The sequence below is a fragment of the Pseudomonas sp. PME37.24/006 genome, from assembly GCF_055556635.1.
In genome coordinates this window covers 175,022-194,684 of sequence record NZ_JBVHNL010000006.1, presented here as the reverse complement: position 1 = coordinate 194,684, position 19,663 = coordinate 175,022, and the positions used below count along the sequence as shown (strand labels likewise).

Here is a 19,663-nt window from a genome sequence, read left to right as displayed (position 1 = left end):
AGGAGACAGTGAGAAATGGCTCGTTACATTGGTCCCAAATGCAAACTGTCTCGTCGTGAAGGCACAGATCTTTTCCTGAAAAGCGGCGTTCGCGCCCTGGAATCGAAGTGCAACCTCGAAGCAGCCCCAGGTATTCACGGCCAGCGCCGTGGCCGTCAGTCCGACTACGGCACCCAGCTGCGTGAGAAGCAAAAAGTTCGTCGTATCTATGGCGTACTCGAGCGTCAATTCAGCGGTTACTACAAAGAAGCTGCCGGCAAGAAAGGCGCTACTGGTGAGAACCTGCTGCAACTGCTCGAATGCCGTCTGGATAACGTTGTTTACCGCATGGGCTACGGTGCTACCCGCGCTGAGTCCCGTCAGCTGGTTTCGCACAAAGCGATCAGCGTTAACGGTAAAACTGTAAACGTACCGTCGTACCAGGTTAAAGCTGGCGACGTGGTTGCAGTTCGTGAGAAATCGAAGAATCAGCTGCGCATCGTTCAAGCTCTCGAGCTGTGTGCCCAGCGTGGCCGCGTTGAATGGGTAGATGTAGACACCGAGAAGAAGTCTGGCGTTTTCAAAAGCGTCCCGGCTCGTGGTGATCTCTCCGCTGACATCAACGAAAGCCTGATTGTCGAGCTCTACTCCAAGTAAGGGCTAGAAAATAGGTGCATCCATGCAGATTTCGGTAAATGAGTTCCTGACCCCCCGCCATATCGATGTGCAGGTGGTCAGTCCGACCCGCGCCAAGATCACTCTCGAGCCTCTCGAGCGTGGTTTCGGCCATACCCTGGGCAACGCGCTGCGTCGCATCCTGTTGTCCTCCATGCCTGGCTGTGCAGTAGTCGAGGCCGAGATTGATGGTGTACTCCATGAGTACAGCGCCATCGAAGGTATTCAGGAAGACGTAATTGAAATCCTGCTTAACCTTAAAGGTCTGGCAATCAAACTGCACGGTCGAGACGAAGTTACACTGACTCTGGCGAAGAAGGGCTCTGGCGTCGTAACCGCTGCCGATATTCAGCTGGATCATGATGTTGAAATCGTCAATGGCGACCACGTAATCGCCAACCTGGCCTCTAATGGCGCGTTGAACATGAAGCTCGTCGTAGCTCGTGGTCGCGGCTATGAGCCAGCTGATTCGCGCCAGAGTGATGAAGACGAAAGCCGCAGCATTGGTCGCTTGCAGCTCGACTCTTCCTTCAGCCCGGTGCGTCGCGTGTCGTACGTGGTGGAAAACGCTCGTGTTGAGCAGCGTACCAACCTGGACAAACTGGTTATCGACCTCGAGACCAACGGTACCCTGGATCCTGAAGAGGCCATCCGTCGTGCTGCAACCATTCTGCAACAGCAGTTGGCTGCATTCGTCGACCTCAAAGGTGACAGCGAGCCTGTTGTAATCGAACAGGAAGACGAGATCGATCCGATCCTGCTTCGCCCGGTTGATGACCTGGAACTGACCGTTCGTTCGGCCAACTGCCTCAAGGCAGAAAACATCTACTACATCGGTGACCTGATCCAGCGCACCGAAGTAGAGCTGTTGAAAACGCCGAACCTGGGCAAGAAATCCCTGACTGAAATCAAGGACGTTCTGGCTTCCCGTGGTCTGTCCCTCGGTATGCGCCTCGACAACTGGCCGCCGGCAAGTCTGAAGAAAGACGATAAGGCTACTGCCTGATCGTCATCATCACCGAACGTGAAGTTTGGTAAGGAATTGAACCATGCGTCATCGTAAAAGTGGACGTCACCTGAGCCGTACCAGCTCTCACCGTAAAGCTATGTTTCAAAACATGGCGGTGTCGCTGTTCGAGCACGAGTTGATCAAAACTACCCTGCCGAAAGCCAAGGAACTGCGCCGCGTTGCCGAGCCGCTGATCACCCTGGCCAAGGAAGACAGCGTTGCCAACCGTCGTCTGGCTTTCGACCGTACTCGTTCGAAAGAAATCGTCGGTAAACTGTTCAACGATCTGGGTAAGCGCTACGCCACCCGTCAGGGCGGTTACCTGCGTATCCTCAAGTGCGGTTTCCGCGCTGGCGACAATGCTCCGATGGCTTATGTTGAGCTGGTTGACCGTCCGGTCGGCGGCGCAGTAGAAGCTGCCGAGTAAGGCATCGTTGCAAGAAGAACCGGGCTTAGGCCCGGTTTTTTTATGCCTCATTTTTAGTTAAAAACTATCGGTCTGTAAGGCCTTATTCATTTGAGAGTTCGCTATCGCTCGTCGATACTCAATGCCAATCCCGCTCAGTCGGGAACGATTAGGCTTGGTAAGGAGATAGACGATGAGTGAGAAGACTGAAGGCAAATGCCCTTTCTCAGGGAGCGCTTCCGAGAAAACACCGAAGCATACCGCTGGCGGCGGCACCGGTAACCGCGACTGGTGGCCGAACCAGCTGCGTGTCGACCTGCTGCACCAACATTCCTCCAAGTCCAACCCATTAGGCGAGACTTTCGACTATGCCGAAGCCTTTCAGTCGCTTGATTACGAAGCGCTGAAAAAAGATTTGCGAGCGTTGATGACCGACACGCAGGACTGGTGGCCGGCCGACTTCGGCCACTACGGCCCGCAATTCATCCGCATGGCCTGGCACGCCGCCGGCACCTACCGTACCGGCGATGGCCGTGGCGGTGCCGGGCGTGGACAGCAGCGTTTCGCACCGCTCAACAGCTGGCCGGACAACGTCAATATCGACAAGTCACGCCGTCTGCTGTGGCCGATCAAGCAGAAATATGGCCAGAAGATTTCTTGGGCCGATCTGCTGGTGCTCACCGGCAATGTCGCCCTGGAGACCATGGGCTTCCGGACTTTCGGCTTTGCTGGCGGACGTGTGGACACGTGGGAACCGGATCAGGACGTCTACTGGGGTACCGAGAAGACCTGGCTGGGCGGCGATAACCGCTATGGCAAGGGTGCGGCCGGCAGTAATGACGATACAGGCGTGGTCGTGGCCGATGAAGAGCTGCATGGCCAGGAGCATGATCGCACCGACGACCAGGGCCGCAACCTGGAAGATCCGCTCGCTGCCGTGCAGATGGGGCTGATCTACGTCAACCCTGAAGGCCCAGAAGGCAATCCCGATCCGCTCGCGGCGGCCCATGACATCCGCGAGACTTTCGCGCGCATGGCCATGAACGATGAAGAAACCGTCGCGCTTATCGCTGGCGGCCACACCTTCGGCAAGACCCATGGCGCCGGGCCTGCGGACAACGTCGGCGCCGAGCCCGAGGCTGCTGGTCTCGAAGAGCAGGGCCTGGGCTGGGCGAGTTCGTTTGGTAGCGGCAAGGCCGGTGATGCGATCACCAGCGGCCTTGAAGTGACCTGGACGACCACGCCTGCGCAGTGGAGCAACAACTTCTTCGAGAACCTTTTCAAGTTCGAGTGGGAGCTGACCAAGAGTCCGGCGGGCGCCCACCAGTGGGTAGCCAAGGGCGCGGATGCGATCATTCCTGATGCGCACGATCCTTCGAAGAAGCATCTGCCGACCATGCTGACCACCGACCTGTCGCTGCGTGTCGACCCCGCATACGAGAAAATCTCCCGACGTTTCCTGGAGAACCCGCAGGCATTCGCGGAAGCATTCGCCCGCGCCTGGTTCAAGCTGACCCACCGTGACCTCGGTCCGAAGTCGCGCTACTTGGGGCCGGAAGTACCGAAGGAAGACCTGCTCTGGCAAGACCCACTGCCGGCCGTCCATCACCCATTGATTGACGATGCTGACGTCGCGGCGCTCAAAGAACGTGTACTGGCCTCTGGTCTTTCGGTGTCCGAGCTGGTCGGAACGGCCTGGGCTTCGGCGTCTACCTTCCGTGGATCCGACAAACGCGGCGGTGCCAATGGTGCACGTCTGCGCCTCGGGCCACAGAAGGACTGGGCCGCCAACCAGCCTGAGCAGCTGGCCAGCGTTCTAGCGATTCTTGAGGGTATCCGTGGCGAGTTCAACCGCACCGCCACCGGCGGCAAGCAGGTGAGTCTGGCCGATCTGATCGTGCTGGCCGGTAGTGCCGGTATCGAGCAGGCCGCCAGCAAGGCCGGTCACGCGGTAAGCGTACCGTTCTCTGCCGGGAGGGTAGATGCCTCGCAGGAGCAGACTGACGTCGAGTCCTTCGCTGTGCTCGAACCGATCGCCGACGGTTTCCGCAACTACCTCAAGGGGCGCTACAGCGTGCCTGCCGAGGCGTTGCTGATCGACAAGGCGCAGCTGTTGACCTTGACCGCGCCGGAATTGACGGTGCTGATCGGCGGCCTGCGTGCGATCAATATCAACGTGGGTGGAGCGGGCCATGGGGTGTTCACCGACAAGCCGGGGGCGCTGAGCAACGACTTCTTCGTCAACCTGCTCGACATGGGCACGGCGTGGAAGGCAGTGCCGGGTAATGACAACCTTTATGAAGGACGTGACCGCAAGAGCGGTGAGCTGAAGTGGACTGGCACCCGTGTCGATCTGGTGTTCGGCTCCAACGCCATCCTGCGTGCTCAGGCGGAAGTCTATGCCAGTGCCGACGCTCGCTTCATCGAGGACTTCGTGGCGGCATGGACCAAGGTGATGAACCTCGACCGTTTCGATCTTGCCTGACGGCTGACCGGGCGCCCGCCCGGTCTTTCGAGTCGATACAGCCAGCGCCTCCTTAATGGAGGCGTTGTGCTTTTTACTTGACCGTAGCGTATGTGGAGCGGAGCATTCATCCATTCCACCGAGTGCAGCAAGGATTCCTAGGCATGAAAGGCCATATTGAAGTTATCGATTATCTGAAAGTGCTGCTCAAGGGTGAGCTGGCGGCGCGCGATCAGTACTTCATTCACTCGCGGCTTTACGAGGACTGGGGTTTCAGCAAGCTCTACGAGCGCATCAATCACGAGATGGAAGAAGAGACGCAGCACGCTGACGCGCTGCTCAAGCGCATCATCTTCCTCGAGGGTGTGCCGGACATGGTGCCCGACGCCTTCACCTTCGGCCAAACCGTGCCCGATGCGCTGAAGCTGGATCTGGCGCTGGAGTACCAGGTGCGTGCTGCGCTGAGCAAAGGCATCGAGCTGTGCGAGCGGCATCAGGATTACCAGAGCCGCGATATTCTGCTGCTGCAGCTCAAGGATACCGAAGAGGATCACGCCTACTGGCTGGAGATTCAGCTGCAGCTGATCGGCAAGCTGGGCCTGGAAAAGTATCTGCAGGGCCAGATGTAAATCGCTGGCAAGAAAAAGCCCCGCACATGCGGGGCTTTTTCTTGCCGGATGATCAGATCCGGTCACGCTCCAGCAGTGGCTTGAGGAAGTAGCCGGTATGCGATTGCGGCATTTGCGCTACTTCTTCAGGCGTGCCCACGGCGATGATCTGCCCGCCCTTGGAGCCACCTTCGGGGCCCAGATCCACCAACCAGTCGGCGGTCTTGATTACGTCCAGATTGTGCTCGATCACTACCACTGTGTTGCCGTGATCGCGCAGGCGGTGCAGCACGTCCAGCAACTGCTGGATATCGGCGAAGTGCAGACCAGTGGTCGGTTCGTCGAGGATGTACAGCGTCTTGCCGGTATCACGCTTGGACAGCTCGCGTGACAGCTTGACCCGCTGCGCCTCGCCCCCGGAAAGAGTGGTCGCCGATTGCCCGAGCTTGATGTACGAAAGGCCCACGTCCATCAGTGTCTGCAGCTTGCGCGCCAGCGCCGGCACTGCATCGAAGAAGCCACGGGCGTCTTCGATGGTCATCTCCAGCACTTCGTGGATGCTCTTGCCCTTGTACTTGATCTCCAGCGTTTCGCGGTTGTAACGCTTGCTCTTGCACACGTCACAGGGCACGTAGATATCCGGCAGGAAGTGCATCTCCACCTTGATCAGACCATCGCCCTGGCAAGCCTCGCAGCGCCCACCCTTGACGTTGAATGAAAAACGGCCAGGACCGTAACCCCGCGAGCGGGATTCAGGCACGCCGGCGAACAGCTCGCGAATCGGCGTGAACAGCCCGGTGTAAGTGGCCGGGTTTGAACGTGGCGTACGGCCGATCGGGCTCTGATCGATATCCACGACCTTGTCCAGATGCTGCAAGCCGTCGATGCTGTCGTGAGTTGCTGCTTCCAGCGTAGTGGCGCCGTTCAGGGCGGTGGCGCTGAGCGGAAACAGGGTGTTGTTGATCAGCGTCGACTTGCCTGAACCGGATACGCCCGTCACGCAGGTCAGCAAGCCGATGGGAATATCCAGGTTGACGTTCTGCAGGTTGTTACCGCGAGCGCCTTTGATTTTCAGCGACAGCTTCTTATCACGCTGTGTGCGTTTGGCCGGTACGGCGATCTTCTTGCGACCTGACAGGTACATGCCGGTCAGCGAGTCCGGGTGAGCCATGACTTCGGCGGCGGTACCTTCTGCGACGATCTGGCCGCCATGCACGCCAGCGCCTGGGCCGATATCGACCACGTAGTCGGCCATGCGGATTGCGTCCTCGTCGTGCTCGACCACGATCACCGTGTTACCTATATCGCGCAGGTGGCGCAGGGTGCCGAGCAGGCGTTCGTTATCGCGCTGGTGCAGACCGATGGAGGGCTCGTCGAGGATGTACATGACACCCACCAAACCGGCGCCGATCTGGCTGGCCAGACGGATACGCTGCGCCTCGCCACCGGACAGGGTATCGGCGCTGCGATCCAGGGTCAGGTAGTCGAGGCCGACGTTGACCAGGAACTGCAGGCGTTCGCAGATTTCCTTGAGAATCTTGCTGGCGATCTCACCACGTCGACCTTCCAGGGTCAGGCTGCCGAAGTAGTCGCTGGCCGAACCGATCGGCATTCCAGTGACCGCTGGTAGGGTCTTTTCACCGACCCACACGTGGCGAGCCTCGCGGCGCAGGCGAGTGCCGCGGCAGTCAGGGCAGGGCTGGGTGCTGAGGAACTTGGCGAGCTCTTCGCGCACGCTGGTCGATTCGGTCTCGCGATAGCGCCGCTCGAGGTTGGGCACGATGCCTTCGAACGGGTGCGAGCGTTTGACGATGTCGCCACGGTCGTTGAGGTACTTGAAGTCGACGTTCTGTGAGCCGCTACCGCTGAGAATGATTTTTTGGTGATCGCTGTCCAGCTCCGCGAAGGGTTTCTCCAGGCTGAAGCCATAGTGGGAGGCCAGGGAGCCGAGCATTTGGAAGTAGTAGACGTTACGTCTGTCCCACCCGCGTATTGCGCCTTCGGCCAGGGTGAGCTCACCGTTGACCAGACGTTTGTTATCGAAGAACTGCTTCACACCCAGACCGTCGCAGGTCGGGCAGGCCCCAGCCGGGTTGTTGAAGGAAAACAACTTGGGTTCCAGCTCGCTGATCGAGTGACCGCAAACCGGGCAGGCGAAGCGCGCGGAGAAGATGATTTCTTCACCTTCTTCGCCCTCCATCGGCGCGATCAGCGCCAGCCCATCGGCCAGCTTGAGGGCCGTCTCGAAGGATTCGGCCAGGCGCTGCTGCAGATCGCCGCGGGCTTTGAAGCGATCGACCACGGCATCGATGCTGTGCTTCTTCTGCTTGTCGAGCTTCGGTAGTTCGTCGAGTTCGTAAAGCTTGCCGTTGACCCGTACGCGCACGAAACCCTGGGCGCGTAGTTCGTCGAACACGGCGAGGTGCTCGCCTTTGCGCTCGCGAATCACCGGGGCCAAGAGCATCAGCTTGCTGCCTTCGGGCAGGGCCAGCACCTGGTCGACCATCTGGCTGACGGTTTGTGCTTCCAGTGGCAGGTCGTGATCCGGGCAGCGTGGTTGGCCAGCGCGGGCGTAGAGCAGGCGCAGATAATCGTAGATCTCGGTGATGGTGCCGACCGTCGAGCGTGGGTTGTGCGAGGTCGATTTCTGCTCGATGGAGATTGCTGGCGACAAGCCTTCGATGGTGTCGACGTCAGGCTTTTCCATCATCGACAGGAATTGCCGGGCGTAGGCCGATAGCGATTCGACGTAGCGGCGCTGGCCCTCGGCGTACAGGGTGTCGAAGGCCAGGGACGACTTGCCCGAGCCAGACAGACCGGTGATCACGATCAGTTTGTCACGTGGCAGGGTCAGGTCGATGTTCTTGAGATTATGGGTGCGTGCACCCCGGATCAGAATCTTGTCCAAAACAGCCTCGCGTGGCGGGCGGATAAACCGCCGAGTATACGGGGGGCGACAGCCGTGCGGCAAAGCGCCGCTGCTGTGCCCATAGGGCTTCGACTGGTAGAATCGCCGGCTTGTTTCAACAGGTTATCGACGATGCGCGATTCGCACAGCGAACGCATGAGTGGCGCGGAGACTCGGGCAGCCGGTGGGCTGGCACTGGTGTTCGCATTCCGCATGCTGGGCATGTTCATGGTACTGCCGGTATTGGCTACCTATGGGCAAGAGCTCGCCGGTTCAACCCCGGCTCTGATCGGACTGGCCATTGGCGCCTACGGCCTGACCCAGGCCTTTCTGCAGATTCCCTTCGGTGTGCTGTCCGATCGTATCGGTCGGCGACCGGTGATCTACTTCGGCCTCGTGGTGTTCGCGGCGGGCAGTTTGCTGGCAGCCAATGCCGATTCCATCTGGGGGGTGATCGCCGGTCGCGTGCTACAGGGCGCCGGTGCGATCTCTGCGGCGGTGATGGCCCTGCTGTCCGATCTGACCCGCGAACAGCACCGCACCAAGGCCATGGCCATGATCGGCATGAGCATCGGTCTGTCCTTCGCCATCGCCATGGTGGTCGGGCCGCTGCTGACCCGCGCCTTCGGCCTGTCCGGTCTGTTCCTGGCCACTGGCGCCATGGCGCTGCTGGGAATCATCATCGTTGCTGGCCTGGTGCCCTCCAGCGCCGGGCCGCTGCAGCACCGTGAATCCGGGGTCGCCAAGCAGGCGTTGTGGCCGACCCTGAAGCATCCGGATCTGCTGCGGCTGGATTTCGCAATCTTCGCACTGCACGCCATTCTGATGGCCAGCTTCATCGCTCTGCCGCTGGCGCTGGTGGAGCAGGGCGGCCTGCCCAAGGAGCAGCACTGGTGGGTTTACCTGACCGCACTGCTCGGTGGTTTTTTCCTGATGGTGCCGTTCATCATTTACGGCGAGAAGAAGCGCCAGATGCGCCGCGTGCTGATCGGCTCGGTGATCGTACTGCTTTGCTGTGAACTGTATTTCTGGGCGTTCGGCCATGGCTTGCGCAACCTGGTGCTTGGCATCGTGGTGTTTTTTACCGCGTTCAACTTGCTGGAGGCTTCGCTGCCATCACTGATCAGCAAGGTGGCGCCAGCGGGCGGCAAAGGCACGGCCATGGGCGTTTATTCGACCAGCCAGTTCCTCGGCTCGGCCCTTGGCGGCATCATGGGCGGCTGGCTGTATCAGCATTACGGGTTGGCCGGCGTGTTCGGCGGCTGTGCGCTGTTGACGCTTCTTTGGCTTGCCTTTGCTGTTACTATGCGCGAACCGCCGTATGTAACCAGCCTGCGTTTGCCGCTATCAATCGCGGCGTTGCAGGAAGCAGGCTTGGCCGAGCGAATTCAGGCAGTGCCCGGAGTGGCGGATGCCGTAGTGGTGGCCGAAGAGGCTGCCATCTATGTGAAAGTGGATACCCAACAATTGGATCGCACGTCGCTGCAGCGCTTGATCGAAGCGGCGCCGGTGACGTGCTGAAAGTAGGAGAGCGTTATGGCCCGTGGGGTTAACAAAGTTATTCTGGTCGGTACCTGCGGACAGGATCCGGAAACGCGCTATCTGCCCAGCGGCAATGCCGTGACCAACCTGAGCCTGGCTACCAGCGAGCAGTGGACGGACAAGCAGACTGGGCAGAAGGTCGAAAAGACTGAGTGGCACCGCGTTTCGCTGTTCGGCAAGGTTGCGGAAATTGCCGGTGAGTATCTGCGCAAGGGTTCTCAGGTCTACATCGAGGGCAAGCTGCAGACCCGCGAGTGGGAAAAAGACGGTGTGAAGCGTTACACCACCGAAATCATCGTCGACATGCAGGGCACCATGCAGCTGCTTGGCGGCCGTCCAGACAACGCTGGCGGTGGCGACTCCGCCCCGCGTCAGTCGCGCCCGGCACCGCAGCGCGAGCCGCAGCAACAGGCTCCGCGTCAGTCCGCTCCGCAGCAGCAGAAGCCGCAGCCGGCTCAGGACTACGACAGCTTCGATGACGATATCCCGTTCTGATCGTCAGCCGTGACAGCAAAAGGCCCCGCAATGCGGGGCCTTTTCCGTTCTGCTTGTTGCCCGCGTTCAGGCAGGGCTGAAGAGGCGTTTACGCAGCAGACCCTGGCAGATCCATAACACCAGCGCGATGCTGATGCCGCACAGGTTGGCAAGAACGTCCAGCTGGCTGAATTCGCGACTAGGCTGCAAGTAGTGCTGCAGCCATTCCAGTAGCGGCGCCTGGATGTAGAGCAGGCTCCACAGCAGCCAGCCGGGTACCGTAGGGAACGCGATACGGCTGACCAGTGACAGGCCGGCAAAGGCCAGCAGGTGCAGGAACTTGTCCGATTCGTCGAACAGATCCGGCGGTGGCTCGGGGCGGAACAGGCCGTAGGCGAGCACCGCACAGCAGGCCAGGAACATCAGCTTTCTCAAATTTTTCGTCCTTTCATTGTCTCTTTGCTTGGCACTATGACCACTGCATCCGGCTCGGGTTGCCGGCGATGCCGATTGGGTGATCAGGTGTCCTCGATTCATCGATGGGCGTCAAGGTTGTGCGTGGTTGATGACGCCGCGGGGTAAAAACAGCAAAATGCAGGCCATAGGGCTGAACCGTCCGGGATCTGCCGAGAATTTAGCGGTTGGCGCGCCATTGCGCGGTGCACGCTTAAACCTGATTGTGGAGCCTCTAGTTTCGTTATGCGCATGCGCCTGTTGTTGCTGGGTGGTGGCAGTACGCTGGGTCGGGCGTTGATTCGCCTGGGAGCCGAAGAAGATATCGGTTTCCTCGCACCCCGTCCGCCGGCCCAGGGTTGGGATGCCGCCAGCCTGACTCAGTTGGTCGACGATACCCGCCCCGATGCGGTGATCAACCTCGCCTATTATTTCGACTGGTTTCAGGCCTCGCAGGTCAGCGAGGAGCGCTTCGTTGCTCAGGAACGTGCTGTGGAGCGCCTGGCTGAGCTGTGTCAGCACCATGATATTCGTCTGCTGCAGCCCTCCAGCTATCGCGTGTTCGATGGCGCCCGCGCCACCGCATACAGCGAGAAGGATGAGGCGCAGCCACTTGGCCTGCGTGGGCAGGTGCTGGCGCGCATGGAGCAGAGCGTTCGCGCCCTGTGCCCGCGGCATGTGTTGCTGCGCTTCGGCTGGGTGCTCGATGACAGCCCGGACGGGTTGCTGGCGCGCTTCCTGGTTCGAGCCGAGCGTGCAGAGGCGCTATTCCTGGCCGATGATCGGCGGGGCAATCCGACTCCGGTAGACGATGCTGCGCGGGTCATCCTGGCCGTGCTCAAGCAGCTCGACTGCGCCGCGCCGCTGTGGGGCACCTACCACTACGGCGGGCATGAGGCGACTACGTCGCTGGCGCTCGGCCAGGCGATCCTGAGCGAAGCCAGACACATCCGTCAAAACCTGCTCGAGGAGATATCCGGCCAGGCCCATGCCGTGCGCGGGGATGCCGCTGATGAGCCGCAGCACGGGGTGCTGTCGTGCAAGAAGATCCTTCACACTTTCGGCGTCAAGCCGCGCGCCTGGCGTGCCGGTCTGCCGAGCCTGCTGGAGCAGTACTATCGTCATGTCTGATCGACCCATTCTCGTTACCGGCGGTGCCGGTTTCATCGGCTCCAACCTGGTCGATGCCTTGCTGGCGCGCGGCCATAGCGTGCGCGTGCTGGACAACCTGTCCATGGGCAAACTGGCCAATCTGCCGGTGGATGATCCGCGGCTGACCTTCATCGAAGGTGATGTGGCCGATGCAGGCCTCGTCAGCCGCGCTGTTGCCGGCTGTGGCGCAGTGGTGCATCTCGCTGCCGTGGCGTCGGTGCAGGCGTCGGTGGACGATCCGGTCAGTACTCACCAGAGCAATTTCATCGGTACCCTGAACATCTGCGAAGCGATGCGCGAGCACGGCGTGCGCCGTGTGGTATTCGCCTCCAGCGCCGCGGTCTACGGTAACAATGGGGCAGGTCAGGCGATCGATGAAAACACCGCCAAGGCGCCGCTGACCCCCTATGCGGCCGATAAGCTGGCCAGCGAACATTACCTGGAGTTCTACGCGCGTCAGCATGGCCTGGAGCCGGCGATCTTCCGCTTCTTCAACGTATTCGGCCCGCGTCAGGATCCGTCCTCGCCGTATTCCGGGGTGATCAGCATCTTCACCCAGCGTGCCCAGCAGGGCCTGCCGATCAGTGTGTTCGGTGACGGCGAGCAGACCCGCGATTTCTTCTATGTCGCCGATCTGGTCGAGTTGCTGCAGCAGGCGCTGGACGCCAAGCAGGTGGCACAGGGCGCGGTAAATGTCGGCTGGAACGAGACGGTGAGCCTCAAGCAACTGCTGGCGCAGATCGGCGAATTGCTTGGCGGCCTGCCGGCAGTTACCTACCTCGATCCACGCGCGGGTGATATCCGTCATTCCCGTGCAGACAATGGTCGCCTGGCCGAGCACTACCAGTTGCCGGCGCAGACCACACTGCGCGATGGGTTGGCTGCTTTGCTCAATAGCTGAGTCGTCAGATACCAGAAAGCCGGCGTTGCCGGCTTTCTGCGTTTTAGGGGGGCTTGGCAGCTGTGCACGGACTTTCGACCTGGGCAAATGGCCGCTACAAGGCGAAAGCGGACGGTGAGCAGAGCTTTTGTGGGAGAGGCTTTAGCCTCGATTTTGCCTAGCTAGGCGTAAAGAGCTCGCGGCTAAAGCCCCTCCCACGAGATCGAGAACGGCCGCTCCCGCCACATTGCGCTCGTAAGCAGGTTCCTAGAACTTGTAGCCCAGGCCAACCATGTAGACGAACGGATCGACGTCGACGTCTACCTTGGCGCGCACGCCGAGGCCGGGGTGGTCGACATACGCGGTGGTGTCGATGTCGATGTAGCGCGCCTGGGCGTTGATCAGCAGGTTGTCGGTGAGCATGTAGTCGGCACCGATCTGCCAGGCCAGGCCCCAGGAGTTCTTCGCCCGGAAGTTATCGAAGCCGGCCGTGCTGGCGCGGCTGCCCACGTGCTCGTCGTAGATCCAGGTGTAGTTGATGCCGGCGCCGACATAGGGCTGGAACACCGATTTCGAGTCGAGCGGGTAGTAGACCACGCTCAGGGTCGGCGGCAGGTGTTTCAAGGTGCCGAGCTTGCCGTTGGCCGCATCCAGCGCGGTGCCCTTGATTTTCACGTCATGTTCGAACGGCGTGGCGGCGAGCAGCTCGATGCCGATGTTGTCGGTGAGCATGTAGGCGAAGTTGAGGCCCAGCTGAGTGTCGCTGCTCATGGTCGCCTTACCGTTTAGGTCGGTACCGGCAAGGCCGCCGCGGTCGACCTTGACCGTGGAACTGTCGGCTTTCGGGTTGACCGTGATGGCGCCAGCGCGCACGAGAATATCTCCGGCCTGGTGTGCCTGCGCCGCAGGGGCAGCCATCGCCAGGGCGATCAGAGAGGCAGAGAACAGCGACTTGTACATGGTGAGCTCCTAACGGGTCATGCGAGTAATCTCGGGTGACGTCAGGTTAGGGCGCCTGGCGAAGCGTCCTTTGACTCAGCTCAATGCTCGTGGACTGCAGGGTGCGACGTTTCGCCACGATGTCAGTTGGCCGGCAGCTCGTAGGGGTAGATCTTGTCCGCTGCCATCTGATAACCGACTTCGGCCAGCTCGCTGCTGCTGTGCTCGACCTTCACGGGGCCCTCGATCCAGAACGGCTGGTACAGCGCGTCGAGCAGCACGCCCAGTTCGGCGGTGACATGGATGATCTGGTTGGACGGCGGTGGTGGCACGTGGATGCAGGCGCCGAAGTAGGGCACCAGCAGGAACTCCGTAACGCGGCCTTCCTCGGTCACGTCCAGCGGCACGATATAGCCCGGAATCTTGATCTGCTGGCCGTCCATGTCCTTGACCACCGGCGCGGACGGAAACTGCTGCAGAGAAGCGGCGCCCCCTTCGGACAGCGCGTCACCCAACTGCGACATGTCATGCATCGGCGTCATCTGGGCGATCTGCGGCGGTGCATCCTTGGGGATCAGCTCCTGCCAGTTCAGCGTACGCAGTTCGGCTGCCCATAGCGGAGCCGCCAGGGTCATGAGAAGGGCGATGAGCAGAGCGCGAAACATGACACTACCTCTTGATTGAAAACGGAGCCGCTGCCGGCTCCGAATATTCAGAACCTATTCACGATTGTGCGAGCTAGAGCCCTGCAAGGCGAAAATAAGTGAGGAAGCGGAGTTTACTGATGTAAATGAGCTTTCCGAGCTTGTTTTCAACGCCGCAGGGCCGACGCGCAGCCGATCGTGAGTAGGTTCTCAGAGGCGGATGGACAGACCATCTGCCAACGACTGCCGATAGGCCCGCCAGGCCGGCACGCAGCCCATCAGCAGAGCGGCCGCCAGAATAGCGCCGAGCAGCGTCCACTCATAGGGTGTCGGTGCACTCAATGGCAGATACAGCCCGTAGTTGGCCTGCACATAGCCCTGTGCGCTGGCGATGCCGCCGTATAAAAGGGCGATACCGGCGACGACGCCCGCCACGGCCAGGGAAAAGGCTTCGAGGATCAGCAAGCTGGCGACGTGCCACGGCCGTGCGCCCACCGAGCGCAGGATGGCCATCTCCCGGCGCCGCTCGTTGAGGCTGGTAAGGATGGCCGTGAGCATGCCGATCAACCCCGTCAGCACCACGAACAGCGACACCACGAACAGCGCCTTTTCTGCCGTGCCCATCAGGCTCCACAACTCCTGCAGGGCAACGCCAGGGAGAATCGCCAGCAGCGGTTCGCCGCGGTACTCGTTGACCTCGCGCTGTACTGCGAAGGTTGCGATCTTGCTCTTCAGACCGAGCATCACCGCGGTGATGGCCTTGGGCTGCAGGTTCATCTCCCGAGCCTGGTCGGCGCTTATCTTGCCGGCGCCGCGGGCAGGTACGCCGTTCTGCCAGTCGACGTGTAGCGCCTCCATGCCTTCCAGAGAAATATGCAGGGTGCGATCCACCGGCGTGCCGGTGCGGGCAAGGATGCCACTGACCACGAACGGCTTGTCATCGTGCTGCTGCAGGCTGATGGTCGCGACCCCATGGGACAGCACCAGTTTGTCGCCGAGCTTGTAGTTCAGGGCCTGGGCCACTTCGGCGCCCAGTACCACCTCGAAGAGGTCGTGGAAGCGTTCGCCCTGGGCCAGTTGCAGCGACTGTCCACGCCCGTAGTGGTAATGGTCGAAGTAACCCGCATCGGTGCCCATCACCCGGTAGCCGCGGTGCGAATCGCCCAGGGAAATCGGGATGGCCCAGTCGACCTGGCGGTGCGCGGCGAGCTTCTCGAAGCTGTCCCAGCGGATGTTATTGGTAGCGTTGCCGATGCGGAACACCGAGTACAGCAGCAGGTTCACGCTGCCAGAGCGGGCACCGACGATCAGGTCGGTACCACTGATGGTATTGGCGAAGCTGGCGCGGGCTTCGGTACGCACCCGCTCCACGGCGAGCAGCAGGCACACCGACAGGGCGATGGCGAAGACCGTTAGCAGAGCGGTGAAGCGGCGGTTGGCCAGGCTGGCCAGAGCGAGTCGTAACAGGAACACCTCAGACCTCCTGGGGTTTGCTGGCGCGGTTGAGTTCGGCCAGCGACAGGCTGCGGTCGAACAATGGGGCCAGGCTCTGGTCGTGGCTGACGAACAGCAGGCTGGCGCCGACATCACGGCATTCGCCGAACAGCAGTTCGAGGAAGGCTTGGCGCGCGTCGGCGTCCAGCGCCGAAGTCGGTTCGTCGGCGATCACCAGTTCCGGCTGACCAATCAGCGCGCGAGCCGCGGCTACGCGCTGCTGCTGGCCGATGGACAGCGAGTCCGCACGCCGTTCGAGCAACTCTGGGGGCAGGCTCAGGTGCTCCAACAGTTTCGCCGCGGCCTGATCCACACTGCCATAGCGCTGCGTTGCACGTTGTGCACGAAGGCTGGAGAAGCGGCAGGGCAGTTCGACGTTGGCGCGAACGCTCAGAAAGGGCAGCAGGTTGAATTGCTGAAAGATGTAGCCGGTGTGGTCGACACGGAAGCGATCCCGGCGCGCTGCCGAGAGGGCGGCGAGATCCTCGCCGAGCAGGCGAATGTTGCCTCGGCCAGGCTTCTGCACGCCGCCGAGCAGGCCGAGCAGGGTGGTCTTGCCACTGCCGCTGGGGCCCTTGAGAAACAGGGTTTCGCCGCGCTGCAGGTGAAAATTCGGGATATCCAGAAGCTCGTCCTGGCCGGGCCAGGAGAAACCGAGGTCGGTGAGTTCGATCAGTGCTGAGGTCATGGGGACTGCTGGCGCTGGAGATGAAAGGGGCAAGTGTGCCAGTCATGGGCGCGAAATGCTGACCCGAGGGGTGTTGCAGGACGTGTGCGAATGCGGATGCCTCCTGCTGGAGGCATCCGCCAAGCCGATCAGAACGTCAGTTGTGCATTGGCCGGCGTCGACTCGACACCCTGCTGGCCGCTTGGGCCGATCAGTTGCACGTTGATCTTCTGGGTCGCCGGGAACTGCTTGTAGAAGGCCGACAGGTCGAGCGTCTTCAGAGCGCCCGGCTGTTTGCAGGTAAAGCTGTAGTCGGCATCGATATCGCTGTGCTCGTGGTGATGCTCGTCGCCGTCAGCATGTTCATCGTGGTCGTGGTCGTGGTCGTGGTCGTGGTCGGCTTCAGCGTTGCCGAACAGCGGGCTTTGCAGTTCATGCTCGGTGAGGCTGCAACCGGCTGCAGCGGGCAGGCTGAACAGCGCGAGTGGCTTTTCCAGCAGAGCGCGGGCGGCGGCGACGGTTTTCTTGTCGGCCTCGCTGGTTGCGGCATGCTCGAAGCCGACGATGTTCATGGCCGGGCTCTCCAGTTCGATCTCCAGGGTGTTGCCCTCCAGCGCGACGTTCAGCGTGGCGACACCGTGCTCATGTTTGCCGAGGCTACCGTGTTCATGGTCGTGATCGTGGTCATGGTTCTGCGCGTGAGCAGCGGCCAGAGGAAGCAGGGCGAAGGGCAGGGCGAGCAATAGGCGGCGCATGAAAAGGCTCCGATGCGTTGAAGGTATTGATACGTTATAACAAATTTATGGGCGGAGATAGAGGGGGATGCTTGGTTTGCCTGCCTGTGGGAGCATGGCATCCGGATAGTTTGGAGGTGGTGATGGTGCGTATTCGTGGACGGATCGGCGACTGGCCGGTGGATTTGACGGTGGAACTCGATCCACAGGACTGGGCGCAGTTGGCGGCCGCTGTACCGGTGTCGCCGGTTGTTACACCCCAGGCCGTTCAGCCGGATCAGGACGTGCAATGGCAAACGGTGCTTGAGCTGTTGCGCCGTGCCGGACGTGTCGAGGGGCCGCAGTTGCTGGCGCAGCTGGCCGCTCTGGCTGGCGGTGAGGTGGCGGGTAAGCGTTTGTTGGTGCGCCTGCGTCATTGCGAGCAGGTACGCATGGAAACCGGCCCGGATGCGCCGGTTTATTGCTGGGTAGAACAGCCGTAACCAGCAAGTCTGTGTAGGCGCCGGCTTGCCGGCGATAGCGATGTCGACATCAGCCTTGCATCGCCGGCAAGCGGGCTCCTACGGGACAGGTTCTCGGAATTAATAGAGAGCCTGATACACCCGGCGACGGTAAGAGGTCACCAGCGGGTGGTCATTGCCGAGCAGGTCGAACACTTGCAGCAGGGTCTTGTGCGGCAGGCCATCAGCGTAGTTGCGGTTGCGCACGAAGAGTTTCAGCAGGGCGTCCAAAGCCGGTTCGTACTGCTGGCGGGCGAGCTGCTGAATGGCCAACTGGTAGGCGGCTTCGTCGTCCTCCGCATTCTGCGCCAGGCGGCTTTTCAGCGTGGCGGCATCCGGCAGGTTGGCCGCTTCACGCAAGAAGGTCAGTTGCGCGCGGGCTCCGGCCAGGGCCTGTTTGTGTTCATCACCCTTGACTGCATCGAGTACCTGTTGCGCCTCGCCCAGCTCGCCGCGCTCTGCCAGGCAGCGGGCATACAGAATCAGCGCGGCAGCGTTGCTGTTGTCCTCGCCGAGCTTCTGCTTGAGCAGGGCTTCGGCCTCGCCGATGCGGCCATCGGCGAAGGCTTGCTGGGCTACTTCCAGCAGGTCGGCCTCAGGCGCAGCAGGCTCGGCGACATGGGGCTGCAGCAAGGCGCGGATCGCCGATTCGGGTTGCGCGCCCTGGAAACCGTCGACCGGCTGGCCATTCTTGAACAGCACCACTGTCGGCAAGCTGCGGATGCCGAAACGGGCGACGATTTCCTGCTCGATATCGCAGTTCACCTTGGCCAGCAGCAGCTCGCCCTGATAGCCCTCGGTGATCTGGGTCAGCAACGGCATCAGTGCCTTGCAGGGCGCACACCATTCGGCCCAGAAGTCCACCAGCACAGGCTTGGTGAAGGAGTTCTCGATGACCAGTTGCTCAAACTGGGCGGCGCCGTTGATCTCGAAGATATAGGGGGTGTCGCTCATGGTCGGTCTCTGTCTGGGCGAAAATGGGTATGACTATAAATGCGGGCGCAGGTGCGCGGCTACAAGGGGCCACCGTCGGCATGATAGAGGCTGACGTGGCGGAAGGTTTCCGGCTCTGCCAGATCCGGCCAGGTACAACCCTCCAGGCCGCCGATGCGTCGATAGGCCGGATGACTGAAATCCCGCACGCGAGAGTCGGCCACCAGCACCTGGCTGGCATGTTCGAGAACGCGGTCGAGCAGGGGCAGGTTGGCGCGGTCGTAGAGCACGTCGGCGACGATCGCCAGATCGTAGTCGCGGCGCTCGGCGAACAGATCGCTCGAATACTCCAGCTGCACGCCATTGAGTTCGGCATTGGCCTGGCAGGCGGCAAGCGCCAGCGGATCAAGGTCGCAGGCTACCACCTGCGCCGCACCAGCCCGCGCGGCAGCGATGGCTGCCACACCCGAGCCGCTGCCGACATCCAGAACCCGCTTGCCGCGCACCCATTCCGGGTGCTGGGCCAGCCAGTCCACCAGCACCAGGCCGCTGGCCCAGCAGAAGCACCAGTAAGGCGGCTCCTCGAGAATCCGTCGGGTTTCCTCGGGGCTAAAGCAGCGATCCATGTTCGCCGGGTCGATTAACCACAGGCGCAGGTCGGTACCCGGCAGAATGGTCGCGCTCAGGCGGGCATCGCCGAGCAATTCGCCCAGGGCTGCTTGCAGGTGGTGCGGTGGAGTCACAGCGCAGGCGTTACGCGGATTTCACCGAGCGTCTGGCTCTGCGGCTCACGGATCAACTGGCTAGGCATGTGCAACACCAGCTTGCCCGACTGATGCACGCGACCGCGCAGCTCCACGCGAATGCCCTGGTCGAAGTTCTCGGGGTTGAACTGCAGGCGGAACGGCAGCGGCGTACCCGTTCCACGCAGTTGGATATTGCCCAGCAGTTTGTGAGGTAGACCGCGTTCGTTGATGGTCAGCAGGGCCAGTTCCACATCGGCGCCCGCGGGCACGTCGAGCAGGGTGCCAGTGAGGTCGCGCAGATGCGCCGGCGTCGCAGCAGGCTCCTGTTTGGGCGCAGGCGCTGCGGGTGGGGCCGCAGGTGGTGGTGTTTCGCCGGCGCAAGCGACGAGCAAGGCGGCGAAACTGAGCAGGGCGAGCGGGCGCAATGGCATGGAGGGATCCTGGCAGGCGGGCAAT

20 protein-coding genes are annotated in these 19,663 nt (G+C 61.5%); 10 read left to right on the top strand and 10 right to left on the bottom strand.

The window, feature by feature from the left end:
- The first annotated feature begins 15 nt into the window (after positions 1-15).
- The 5 genes from rpsD (at position 16) to bfr (ending at position 5,162) form a co-directional block, all read left to right on the top strand.
- Positions 16-636, top strand: coding sequence for a 30S ribosomal protein S4 (gene rpsD / locus ACZ3GY_RS23165; protein ID WP_070882618.1), 621 nt, complete (start codon positions 16-18; stop codon positions 634-636).
- Between the two features lie 22 nt (positions 637-658).
- Positions 659-1,660, top strand: a complete 1,002-nt coding sequence (locus ACZ3GY_RS23160; RefSeq protein WP_131182235.1) for a DNA-directed RNA polymerase subunit alpha — start codon at positions 659-661, stop codon at positions 1,658-1,660.
- 43 nt (positions 1,661-1,703) lie between these two features.
- Positions 1,704-2,090: a 50S ribosomal protein L17 gene (gene rplQ / locus ACZ3GY_RS23155; protein ID WP_116549740.1), complete on the top strand. Its 387-nt coding sequence runs from the start codon at positions 1,704-1,706 to the stop codon at positions 2,088-2,090.
- Positions 2,091-2,262: 172 nt separating this feature from the next.
- Entirely contained in the window at positions 2,263-4,554 is a 2,292-nt protein-coding gene (gene katG / locus ACZ3GY_RS23150) for a catalase/peroxidase HPI (protein ID WP_465912129.1), read from the top strand.
- Positions 4,555-4,697: 143 nt separating this feature from the next.
- The gene (bfr, locus tag ACZ3GY_RS23145) at positions 4,698-5,162 is read left to right on the top strand and encodes a bacterioferritin (RefSeq protein ID WP_225838200.1); all 465 of its coding nucleotides are present in this window, start codon (positions 4,698-4,700) and stop codon (positions 5,160-5,162) included.
- A 52-nt stretch (positions 5,163-5,214) separates the two neighbouring features.
- Here the strand turns inward: bfr and uvrA are convergent, their stop codons facing one another.
- A complete protein-coding gene (gene uvrA, locus ACZ3GY_RS23140; protein ID WP_465912128.1) occupies positions 5,215-8,049 on the bottom strand; it encodes an excinuclease ABC subunit UvrA in 2,835 nt (944 codons plus the stop codon).
- Between the two features lie 132 nt (positions 8,050-8,181).
- On the opposite strand from uvrA, the gene ACZ3GY_RS23135 reads away from it, so the two are divergent.
- On the top strand, positions 8,182-9,570 hold the full coding sequence (locus ACZ3GY_RS23135; protein WP_465912127.1) for an MFS transporter: 1,389 nt from the start codon (positions 8,182-8,184) through the stop codon (positions 9,568-9,570).
- Positions 9,571-9,585: 15 nt separating this feature from the next.
- Positions 9,586-10,086: a single-stranded DNA-binding protein gene (locus tag ACZ3GY_RS23130; RefSeq protein ID WP_042553302.1), complete on the top strand. Its 501-nt coding sequence runs from the start codon at positions 9,586-9,588 to the stop codon at positions 10,084-10,086.
- A gap of 66 nt (positions 10,087-10,152) precedes the next feature.
- On the opposite strand, the gene ACZ3GY_RS23125 is transcribed toward ACZ3GY_RS23130, so the two are convergent.
- The gene (locus tag ACZ3GY_RS23125) at positions 10,153-10,500 is read right to left on the bottom strand and encodes a VanZ family protein (protein WP_463562369.1); all 348 of its coding nucleotides are present in this window, start codon (positions 10,498-10,500) and stop codon (positions 10,153-10,155) included.
- Positions 10,501-10,764: 264 nt separating this feature from the next.
- Between ACZ3GY_RS23125 and ACZ3GY_RS23120 the strand changes: the two genes are divergently transcribed.
- Both ACZ3GY_RS23120 and ACZ3GY_RS23115 read left to right on the top strand, forming a co-directional pair.
- The gene (locus ACZ3GY_RS23120) at positions 10,765-11,649 is read left to right on the top strand and encodes a sugar nucleotide-binding protein (protein ID WP_465912126.1); all 885 of its coding nucleotides are present in this window, start codon (positions 10,765-10,767) and stop codon (positions 11,647-11,649) included.
- A complete protein-coding gene (locus ACZ3GY_RS23115) occupies positions 11,642-12,571 on the top strand; it encodes an NAD-dependent epimerase/dehydratase family protein (RefSeq protein ID WP_465912125.1) in 930 nt (309 codons plus the stop codon). The genes ACZ3GY_RS23120 and ACZ3GY_RS23115 overlap by 8 nt, the downstream gene beginning before the upstream one ends.
- A gap of 246 nt (positions 12,572-12,817) precedes the next feature.
- Here ACZ3GY_RS23115 and ACZ3GY_RS23110 read toward each other — a convergent pair whose 3' ends face one another.
- The 5 genes from ACZ3GY_RS23110 to ACZ3GY_RS23090 form a co-directional block, all read right to left on the bottom strand.
- Complete coding sequence (locus ACZ3GY_RS23110) at positions 12,818-13,510, bottom strand: OmpW/AlkL family protein (protein ID WP_465912124.1); 693 nt, start codon at positions 13,508-13,510, stop codon at positions 12,818-12,820.
- A 122-nt stretch (positions 13,511-13,632) separates the two neighbouring features.
- Entirely contained in the window at positions 13,633-14,154 is a 522-nt protein-coding gene (locus tag ACZ3GY_RS23105) for a DUF3299 domain-containing protein (RefSeq protein WP_465912123.1), read from the bottom strand.
- 189 nt (positions 14,155-14,343) lie between these two features.
- Positions 14,344-15,606 carry an ABC transporter permease gene (locus tag ACZ3GY_RS23100; RefSeq protein ID WP_465912122.1) on the bottom strand — a complete coding sequence of 421 codons (1,263 nt, stop codon included), beginning with the start codon at positions 15,604-15,606 and terminating at the stop codon, positions 14,344-14,346.
- 1 nt (position 15,607) lies between these two features.
- Positions 15,608-16,315 (bottom strand): ABC transporter ATP-binding protein, encoded by a 708-nt coding sequence (locus ACZ3GY_RS23095; protein ID WP_465912121.1) that lies wholly within the window; start codon positions 16,313-16,315, stop codon positions 15,608-15,610.
- A gap of 128 nt (positions 16,316-16,443) precedes the next feature.
- Entirely contained in the window at positions 16,444-17,049 is a 606-nt protein-coding gene (locus tag ACZ3GY_RS23090) for a DUF2796 domain-containing protein (protein WP_465912120.1), read from the bottom strand.
- Between the two features lie 122 nt (positions 17,050-17,171).
- On the opposite strand from ACZ3GY_RS23090, the gene ACZ3GY_RS23085 reads away from it, so the two are divergent.
- A complete protein-coding gene (locus ACZ3GY_RS23085; RefSeq protein WP_465912119.1) occupies positions 17,172-17,510 on the top strand; it encodes a hypothetical protein in 339 nt (112 codons plus the stop codon).
- Positions 17,511-17,609: 99 nt separating this feature from the next.
- Here ACZ3GY_RS23085 and trxA read toward each other — a convergent pair whose 3' ends face one another.
- The 3 genes from trxA to ACZ3GY_RS23070 are packed head-to-tail and all read right to left on the bottom strand — an operon-like array spanning position 17,610 to position 19,638.
- On the bottom strand, positions 17,610-18,482 hold the full coding sequence (trxA, locus tag ACZ3GY_RS23080) for a thioredoxin (RefSeq protein ID WP_465912118.1): 873 nt from the start codon (positions 18,480-18,482) through the stop codon (positions 17,610-17,612).
- Positions 18,483-18,541: 59 nt separating this feature from the next.
- Entirely contained in the window at positions 18,542-19,204 is a 663-nt protein-coding gene (locus ACZ3GY_RS23075) for a class I SAM-dependent methyltransferase (RefSeq protein ID WP_465912117.1), read from the bottom strand.
- A complete protein-coding gene (locus tag ACZ3GY_RS23070) occupies positions 19,201-19,638 on the bottom strand; it encodes a YbaY family lipoprotein (protein ID WP_463562359.1) in 438 nt (145 codons plus the stop codon). Before ACZ3GY_RS23070 ends, ACZ3GY_RS23075 begins: the two co-directional genes overlap by 4 nt.
- Positions 19,639-19,663 lie beyond the last annotated feature (25 nt).

Excerpts from the sequence above, each read along its gene's own strand:
- rpsD (WP_070882618.1), top strand. The coding sequence starts at position 16 with ATGGCTCGTTACATTGGTCCCAAATGCAAACTGTCTCGTCGTGAAGGC.
- ACZ3GY_RS23160 (WP_131182235.1), top strand. The coding sequence starts at position 659 with ATGCAGATTTCGGTAAATGAGTTCCTGACCCCCCGCCATATCGATGTG.
- rplQ (WP_116549740.1), top strand. The coding sequence starts at position 1,704 with ATGCGTCATCGTAAAAGTGGACGTCACCTGAGCCGTACCAGCTCTCAC.
- katG (WP_465912129.1), top strand. The coding sequence starts at position 2,263 with ATGAGTGAGAAGACTGAAGGCAAATGCCCTTTCTCAGGGAGCGCTTCC.
- bfr (WP_225838200.1), top strand. The coding sequence starts at position 4,698 with ATGAAAGGCCATATTGAAGTTATCGATTATCTGAAAGTGCTGCTCAAG.
- ACZ3GY_RS23135 (WP_465912127.1), top strand. The coding sequence starts at position 8,182 with ATGCGCGATTCGCACAGCGAACGCATGAGTGGCGCGGAGACTCGGGCA.
- ACZ3GY_RS23130 (WP_042553302.1), top strand. The coding sequence starts at position 9,586 with ATGGCCCGTGGGGTTAACAAAGTTATTCTGGTCGGTACCTGCGGACAG.
- ACZ3GY_RS23120 (WP_465912126.1), top strand. The coding sequence starts at position 10,765 with ATGCGCATGCGCCTGTTGTTGCTGGGTGGTGGCAGTACGCTGGGTCGG.
- ACZ3GY_RS23115 (WP_465912125.1), top strand. The coding sequence starts at position 11,642 with ATGTCTGATCGACCCATTCTCGTTACCGGCGGTGCCGGTTTCATCGGC.
- ACZ3GY_RS23110 (WP_465912124.1), bottom strand. The coding sequence starts at position 13,510 with ATGTACAAGTCGCTGTTCTCTGCCTCTCTGATCGCCCTGGCGATGGCT.
- ACZ3GY_RS23105 (WP_465912123.1), bottom strand. The coding sequence starts at position 14,154 with ATGTTTCGCGCTCTGCTCATCGCCCTTCTCATGACCCTGGCGGCTCCG.
- ACZ3GY_RS23095 (WP_465912121.1), bottom strand. The coding sequence starts at position 16,315 with ATGACCTCAGCACTGATCGAACTCACCGACCTCGGTTTCTCCTGGCCC.
- ACZ3GY_RS23090 (WP_465912120.1), bottom strand. The coding sequence starts at position 17,049 with ATGCGCCGCCTATTGCTCGCCCTGCCCTTCGCCCTGCTTCCTCTGGCC.
- ACZ3GY_RS23085 (WP_465912119.1), top strand. The coding sequence starts at position 17,172 with ATGGTGCGTATTCGTGGACGGATCGGCGACTGGCCGGTGGATTTGACG.
- trxA (WP_465912118.1), bottom strand. The coding sequence starts at position 18,482 with ATGAGCGACACCCCCTATATCTTCGAGATCAACGGCGCCGCCCAGTTT.
- ACZ3GY_RS23070 (WP_463562359.1), bottom strand. The coding sequence starts at position 19,638 with ATGCCATTGCGCCCGCTCGCCCTGCTCAGTTTCGCCGCCTTGCTCGTC.